Origin of the sequence: Leptospira alexanderi serovar Manhao 3 str. L 60 (genome assembly GCF_000243815.2) — a bacterium.
In the GTDB taxonomy this organism is placed as follows: domain Bacteria; phylum Spirochaetota; class Leptospiria; order Leptospirales; family Leptospiraceae; genus Leptospira; species Leptospira alexanderi.
Genome location: NZ_AHMT02000027.1, coordinates 220,001 through 226,608, shown reverse-complemented (window position 1 = coordinate 226,608; position 6,608 = coordinate 220,001). Strand labels below are relative to the sequence as shown.

The window sequence follows — 6,608 nt, the reverse complement described above, 5'->3', positions numbered from 1 at the left end:
ATAGGGTTTAGGAGTCAGGACTTTACATACAATAAAACGCAAGTGTTCCGACGTGTTAGTGATTAGGGGTTAGGTTTTAGTGGATAGAACTTTATGTAGCGTCCTAGAAAAAGTTGTCAGAAAAAGGAAGGGAAAATGACAACGATCAGACGTTACAGCGAAGCGTTCAAGATGAAAGTGATCAAGGAAATAGAGAGTGGCAAATACAACCAGAACCAGGCGATGAAAAACTACGGAATTCCAGGATCAGTGACAATCCGAGGCTGGTTAAAAAAGTATGGCAAGAATCATCTGATGAGTAAAATAGTGAGAGTGGAAACGGAGAATGAATTGAATCAGCTCAAAGAAGCGCAGAAAAGGATCCGGGAACTAGAAAAAGCGTTATCGAATGTAACGATAGAGAATGTACTTTACAAGAGTTTAGTCAAAGTTGCAGCGAGAGATTTAAAGATAGATCTAAAAAAAACTATGGACATCTTGTATCGAAGAGGCCGGAAGAGCTTTAGGGAAGCTGAATATACGGATCAACATATCGAACGCTTGCCGATATTTCGGAAAGTCTCGGCAGGCGTTTTACCAGAAGTTCATACCTAAAACGAGTAAGGAATTAATTTCAAGAGAGGAACTGCTTCTTAATGAAGTAAAAAGAATTCGACATCTTTTGCCTGCAACGGGAGGCAGAAAACTTTATGAGATGTTGAAACCTGTCCTGCAAGAATATTGCATTAAAATGGGCAGAGACAAGGTTTTTGGGCTTTTAAAGAGCAATTGCCTTCTTTTGGAAAAACAAAGAAAGTATTCAAGAACCACAAATTCGAATCATCCTTTCTTCAAATACCCCAATTTAATCAATAATTTGATTCCGGCAGAAGCACATATGATTCTCGTTTCCGATATTACTTACATCAAAATTAAAGACGGATTTGCATATCTCTCTTTGATAATGGATTTATATTCCAGAAAAATTGTTGGTTTCAAACTTCACCCCTCTCTTGAATCCGAAGGATGTATCCATGCTTTAAAGATGGCTCTGGATCAACTTCCCAAGAACAAAAAGATCATTCATCATTCCGATCGAGGCATTCAATTTTGTTCGAAGGATTACACCGATATTCTTCTCTACGCAGGCCACAGGATTAGCATGACCGAAGAAAATCATTGTTATGAAAATGCCGTCGCGGAAAGAGTTAATAAAACCCTTAAATACGAATTCTCTTTTAAAAATACTTTTGATAATTTTAAAGAAGCTCAAAACGCTCTCAATCAAGCTGTTTTTCTTTACAACAATGTCAGGCTTCTCCAGCATTTAGGCCTTTTAACTCCTGATTTTGTTCATCAAGCTGCATGATTTCTGTCAACCTCATTTTAGGACTTTACAAGAACTTTACATACAATAAAACGCAAGTGTTCCGACGTGTTAGTGATTAGGGGTTAGATTTTAGTGGATAGAACTTTACATACAATAAAACGCAAGTGTTCCGACAGGAACCCCACTTTTTACTTGCAAGGAGTATGATTTTCTGATAGAGAAAAATCTCCCGAACCTTTCCACCTCCACCCCCACCCAAAAATAAGGGGAAACTCAGGCACAACGCTTCCTGAACTCAGCAAACACCTTCCTATGGGTCGGTGTTTAGGGCGCGTTGTGGGAACTAAGTTTCACGGGGGATTTTGTCGTAATTCCGACAAATTGATCTTGAGATCCCATTACTTGTGGGTAAGGTGATGGTAAAGTCCTAACCACTGATCCCTAAAACCCTGACATCTAAAACGTTCCTACTTTTGGAAAATTCTTTCTCATTTTCTTGCGCCGAGTTCACGCTAGCTGCATGCACTCATGCCAATACAAAGCCTGATAAGAAAATGAGACATAATTTTGAACGAAACAAAAGAACGAAAGCATTAGTGAAAACCAAAATCTAGACAAATATAGCAGAAATTTCAACGTTATAATAAAATATTTAAGCTATTGCAGAAATATTGGACAATTTTTTAGTTGAAATTAAGTCCAAGGATTAGATCTGTCGTTATCTAAGATGGAAGGAAGGTTTATGATTCAAGTCGGCAAATTTCCAGATTCAGTCAACGAGTACGCCGCAAGATCGGTGGCTGGACTCGTTTTTCTTCTCACGATTGCAACCCTGTTAACTCAGTCGGTTTGGCTGAATTTAGCTTTGCTCTACGGATTTACGGCCCGGGTTTTATACGGACCAAAGTTTTCCCTTTTTGCGAGACTCGCAATACATGGAATCGTTCCTTTATTGAAACTGGGGAATAAAACCGTGGCAGGACCTCCGAAACGATTCGCCCAAGGAGTGGGGTTTTTGTTTAGCTTAACTTCTTTAATACTTCTGATACAAGGGCAGATTTTGGCGTTTCAAATCACGCTTGGAATTCTCGTATTTTTTGCGGCTTTGGAATCCTTCGTGGGTTTTTGCGCAGGATGTTTCGTATTCGGCCATCTAATGCAATGGGGAATTATTCCGCAGGAAATCTGCGAGAGATGCAATCGTCTCACATTTACTTCAAAAGAATCGAATTTAAATTCTTAGAGAGCCACGAAACGCTCTGACGGCATAGTAAGATTCCGCACTGTTATGATATACAAAGACATGCCCGTAACGGAAATCAGCAAAGATAGCGCCGCCAAGCGCTCTAATATCGGAAGGCGTTTTTAACCAACTCGATGTCTTTGTATCTAACTTTCCAAGTTTCTGCAAATTTCTATATTGCTCTTCCGTTAAAAGTTCAATACCCATGGCAACAGCCATATCAATGGCGTTATCTTTTGGTTTATGCTCTTTTCTTGATTCCAACGCTTCTCGATCGTAACAAACACTTCTTCGACCATTAGGACTTTCCGCCGAACAATCGTAAAAAACGTATTCGCCCGTTTTTTTATCGTAATCGACAACATCCGGTTCGCCGCCTGTTCTTTCCATTTCATTGAGCGACCATAATTTTTCAGCATTAGCTTCCAGTTTTGTTTGTATTTTATTCCAACCAAGTCCTTTATGACGGTTCATATTTTTCTCAAAACGGGCTTTCAATATTTTGAATATTTCTCGACTTTGTTCCAATGACAACTCCTTCTTATTTCCATTACTGATTTCCACATAAAAGAGTAACGTCGGTTTTAGCGCAAATCCCCGTTTAAAAGCAGAATTTTGGGAATTCCATTATAGAGATGAGTAACGCGTTCTTCATACCTCTATATGATCTCCGACATGTCAAATGTTATCATCGCTTAATCGAGACAAAACGGTCTCCCTTCGCTTATAGGCTTGAAAAACGCATTAGTCGAAACTTCAGGTGTATGACCATTTTCTTATGTTTCAATAAAGTAATATGTATACCGTCCGTTGTGTGATCCGATCCCTACTACTGATCCGGAGCTTGAGCCGGTTCGAGTTGCGGCGGAACCGCCGTGTGAAGCAGAGGGGAATATTCGGCTACGATTTCTTCATCCGAGTTGCGAAAAAGTCCGACGATTTTTTCTAAATTCAGAAATTTTTCTTGTTTGGTTACGACGGGAGTTTGCAGATTTTGATTGAAATAAAGAAGAGATTTTCCTTCGTTTTGCCTGGTTTGTACGAAAAGATCGTGATCACGTTTCCGTTTTTCGACGATTCGATTGAGACTTTCGCCGAGGGAAGACAGATCTTCGAACTGAGTTCGGAATAAACCCGGATTCAAATCAAATCCGATCGAATTTCTGCAGTTTCCGATCGCCGCCAAAGTAGTCGTCCCAGTTCCCAAAAAAGGATCCAAAACGACATCTCCCTTTAAGGAATACATCAGTATGATTCTGTTTGCAAGCTCCAAAGGATATGCCGCACTTCTTTCTCTTCCTGCGAGTGGGTTCAGACTCTGCTTTTTTCCCTTGAAATCCCAAAGGTCGGTAAACCAAAAATTGCGTTCTTCCCAAAAGAACGCGCTTTGCGCGCGGGCGAATTGTTCCGCCTTAGTCACGAACTTTCTTTTATTATTTTTTCTAAATATTAAAATATGCTCATGCTCCAATGTCACATACGCACCCGCTGGAAGCATTCCGGAACCCATAAACTTGTTGGGTGAGTTCGTTTGTTTTCTCCAAAGGATTCCGGGAAGACTTTGAAAACCAATCGAGTTACATCCTTGTAGAATTCTCGCATGATTCATATAAATCTGAAAACCTGCGGAGGTGTTTCTCGTAGCATCTCCGATATTGATTACGAGAAAACCTCCGTTTTTCAAAACACGGAAAGATTCTTTCCAAACCTTATCGAGTTCGATATGGATTCTTTCGTAAGAAAGGTTGGGATCGGTAGAAAAACTTTCTCGAATTTCTTTTGAAAAGCTGAAAAAGAGTTGGTCCCACATCTCGATCATCGGATAAGGAGGTGAGGTAAGAACCAGATCCACGGATTCCGATTTGAGCGGAAATGTTTCTCTCGAATCCCGAAATTGAATCCTGTGAGTCGTTTGTTTCATAACTATGAAAATTAGAATTTTGATTTTTATTTTCTTTGTCCACTCAAAACGATTTCTCTTTACAACAATACAAAGCCATACGCCTACTCATTCGAATTTCAATTTCTAAAAATAGAATGTTACACAAGATAACTCAGAGAAATATCTGACAAACAAGATCGCACGAATCACCGACATTTTGAAACTTGGAAACTCATTTTCCAAGGAAAGACAAATTTACATTCGTAAATTTCAGACAGAAGAGACAAACCTACTATTACTTTTTTAACGGAACGTAAATCCTATTTTGATACGCAGGCAAACTTGCGGTTCTACCGAAACATAAAGATTCCAACTTTATTTCACAAAAAACGTGCCTGGCTCTTTAGTGATCGAGTTTGATATTTTTAGTAAAGTTCACGAACCGCCAATTTAAATGAAAATTTTACTGAACGGACCATTATCTTCAAAACCAATTCAACAGAAGTCCGTTTTTTCCACCAATATCAATCCAGTTTGACCCGGAATTCCTGGATCAAATGAATTAGAAAAGTCATGATTCCGGAAAAAATATAAAAGAAAATCAATCCGTAAATGAGCCAAGGCCAACGATTGAATCCCACGAGCATCAGAAGAATGGTAATTCCCGCGACGAGTAAAAACAATCTCGTAGGATTGAGTTTGGATCGGATCACGACTTGCGGTTTCGAATAACGTATATTGGAAACCATCAACATCGCAATCGCTACGAATGCAGAGATCGTAATCCAATGAGGCGCGGAATTCGCGTTCAAAAAGATCGGGAAAAATCCCACGGTAACTCCCGCAACCGGAGAAGGAAGTCCGGTAAAGGATTTCGGATCGTGCGTTACATTGAATCTTGCGAGTCTGTATGCGGCACAAATTGGAAAGATCGCGGCGACGAGCATTCCGATCGGAAATAGATCTTCCTTTCCGAAGACGTCGATCTTATATTCGCAGAGAACCATCTGATAGATCAAATAACCCGGAGCGATTCCGAACGCGGTCAAATCGGCGAGACTGTCAAGATCGGCTCCCAGTTCGGAAGTCGCATTGAGCGCTCTCGCGGCCATTCCGTCCAACCCGTCACAAAGTGCGGCGAGAAGAATAAAAAATCCCGCCAAGGTATAAGCCTGCAGCTCACTTGCGCCCCTGGATCCCGCTTCCGATGCTACGAGCATCGCGCTGAATCCCATCGTGAGATTTCCGAGTGTAAGAGTATTCGGAACCCAACTGAGTTTGAGTTTCATGAAAAAATCTCCTGTCTGGATGGATTGACCGTAAAATCGATGCCTTTTTTGTAACCTTTCCGGAACAAATGGTATCCCAGTGAAGCTACCATTGCACCATTATCGGTACAATAAATTTTTTTCTTGGGAGTAAAAAGTTCCACGGAATTTTTATCCGCCCAAACCTGCAATCGTTTCTGAAGAGTTGTATTTGCAAGCACTCCTCCCCCCGCAAAAACTTTGCGAATTCCAGTTTTCGCCACCGCTCGTTTCAGATTTCTTTCCACCAAATCGAAAGCGGAGTTTTGAAAGTTCCAACAGATTTGCTCCTTGGAAACTTCCTTCTGTTTTTCCAGTAAAACCATCACCGCTGTTTTCAGTCCGCTGAAAGAAAAAGATACCTCTTCCTGAGGCAAATTTCGCAATAACGAAGGAAGAATCGGTTTTTCATCCGGGGACGAAATGTACTCATTCGCTTTCGCCTCGATATGAGGTCCGCCAGGATAAGGGAGATCCAAAAGACCCGCAACCTTATCAAAGGCTTCTCCCAAAGCGTCATCCATCGTATCTCCGACGAGCTCCATCCTGCCGAATTCTTGTAAGGTATAAATGGCGGAATTTCCCCCGGAAAGTAGTAACCCTAAAACCGGAAATTCTGTGGGAACTCCCTCAAGGTGTAACACGGCAAAGTGGGATTGTAGATGGCAAACTGGTAAAATCGGAGTTCCATAAACCATATTTATACAACGAGCCATCTGAGCTCCGACCATCAAGGATCCGGTCAATCCGGGAGAAGAAGTAACCGCGACGTAAGAAAGATCCTCGAATCGAATCCTTGCCTCTTCCATCGCTTCTTCCAAAAGAAGATTGATCTTTTCCAAATGAGCGCGGGATGCAATCTCCGGC

The 6,608-nt window shown here is 41.1% G+C and carries 7 protein-coding genes (1 of these 7 cut by a window edge); 3 read left to right on the top strand and 4 right to left on the bottom strand.

Annotation, left to right across the window (positions count from 1 at the left end):
- Window positions 1-135: 135 nt before the first annotated feature.
- The 3 genes from LEP1GSC062_RS24710 to LEP1GSC062_RS09830 all read left to right on the top strand — a co-directional run bounded on the left by LEP1GSC062_RS24710 (window position 136) and on the right by LEP1GSC062_RS09830 (window position 2,552).
- Window positions 136-594, top strand: a complete 459-nt coding sequence (locus tag LEP1GSC062_RS24710) for a transposase (protein ID WP_020984042.1) — start codon at window positions 136-138, stop codon at window positions 592-594.
- Window positions 482-1,348 (top strand): IS3 family transposase, encoded by an 867-nt coding sequence (locus LEP1GSC062_RS23115; protein WP_341853172.1) that lies wholly within the window; start codon window positions 482-484, stop codon window positions 1,346-1,348. The genes LEP1GSC062_RS24710 and LEP1GSC062_RS23115 overlap by 113 nt, the downstream gene beginning before the upstream one ends.
- Before the next feature lie 703 nt (window positions 1,349-2,051).
- Complete coding sequence (locus LEP1GSC062_RS09830; protein ID WP_020984120.1) at window positions 2,052-2,552, top strand: DUF4395 domain-containing protein; 501 nt, start codon at window positions 2,052-2,054, stop codon at window positions 2,550-2,552.
- On the opposite strand, the gene LEP1GSC062_RS09825 is transcribed toward LEP1GSC062_RS09830, so the two are convergent.
- The 4 genes from LEP1GSC062_RS09825 to tsaD form a co-directional block, all read right to left on the bottom strand.
- Window positions 2,541-3,080: a DUF4256 domain-containing protein gene (locus LEP1GSC062_RS09825; RefSeq protein WP_010578849.1), complete on the bottom strand. Its 540-nt coding sequence runs from the start codon at window positions 3,078-3,080 to the stop codon at window positions 2,541-2,543. The genes LEP1GSC062_RS09830 and LEP1GSC062_RS09825 overlap by 12 nt on opposite strands.
- A 301-nt stretch (window positions 3,081-3,381) precedes the next feature.
- The gene (locus LEP1GSC062_RS09820; protein WP_010578848.1) at window positions 3,382-4,473 is read right to left on the bottom strand and encodes a DNA-methyltransferase; all 1,092 of its coding nucleotides are present in this window, start codon (window positions 4,471-4,473) and stop codon (window positions 3,382-3,384) included.
- Window positions 4,474-4,958: 485 nt separating this feature from the next.
- Window positions 4,959-5,723 carry a CDP-diacylglycerol--serine O-phosphatidyltransferase gene (gene pssA, locus LEP1GSC062_RS09815; RefSeq protein ID WP_010578847.1) on the bottom strand — a complete coding sequence of 255 codons (765 nt, stop codon included), beginning with the start codon at window positions 5,721-5,723 and terminating at the stop codon, window positions 4,959-4,961.
- Window positions 5,720-6,608, bottom strand: partial view of a tRNA (adenosine(37)-N6)-threonylcarbamoyltransferase complex transferase subunit TsaD gene (gene tsaD, locus LEP1GSC062_RS09810; protein ID WP_010578846.1) — the 3' portion only. Its footprint extends 128 nt past the window's final position; the window shows 889 of its 1,017 coding nt (coding positions 129-1,017); its start codon lies off the right edge, out of view — the gene reads right to left on this strand; its stop codon occupies window positions 5,720-5,722. Before tsaD ends, pssA begins: the two co-directional genes overlap by 4 nt.